1 protein-coding gene is annotated in these 513 nt (G+C 61.6%); it reads right to left on the reverse strand.

Translation table 11 applies throughout. The features are described from left to right. Positions 1-19 precede the first annotated feature (19 nt). Entirely contained in the window at positions 20-265 is a 246-nt protein-coding gene (locus tag MKL11_RS33580; protein ID WP_243945676.1) for a hypothetical protein, read from the reverse strand. Positions 266-513 lie beyond the last annotated feature (248 nt).

The following is a 513-nucleotide window of genomic DNA, read 5'->3' on the forward strand; positions in this document are numbered from 1 at the left end:
GCGGGGTATCTCTCGATGCTCAGTGCTGAGTCAGGCTATCGACGGTCTCGCTCGCCCCTAGCTTGCCAGAGAAGCGCGCGAGATGACTGACGCTCGGCTCGTTCAGGTTACCGGCATTCGCGAAGGTGGCCAGCACAATGCCCACGAGGAACTGAGTTTCTGCCTCAGTCACCTCTCGTCCGCAAAGGGTGCTGGAAGCGCCCCGCACGGCCAACATCGCCTGTCGGAATGCGGGATCATTCTGTAGCTCTGCCAGCTGGGTCATTCGAAGCTGCCAAACGCGAGCCCTGCTTGAAAAGCAAGCCCAGGCAGGCGTCGTAGCATGTCGCTTGCGCTGCTGTAGGGCTGCTGTCTGAAAAACGATTGGATCGTGATGAACGCCCTCAAGGATCTGCTGACCCGCTTCGGTCGGACCGTCACGGCCTATGCCGGCGACGAAGCGCTGATGCAGGCTGGGATCTCGGCCGCAGCCAACGTCATCGTGGCTGACGGCGAGGTGGCGGGTGACGAGTT

The organism is Methylobacterium sp. J-077 (assembly GCF_022829365.1).
GTDB lineage: Bacteria > Pseudomonadota > Alphaproteobacteria > Rhizobiales > Beijerinckiaceae > Methylobacterium.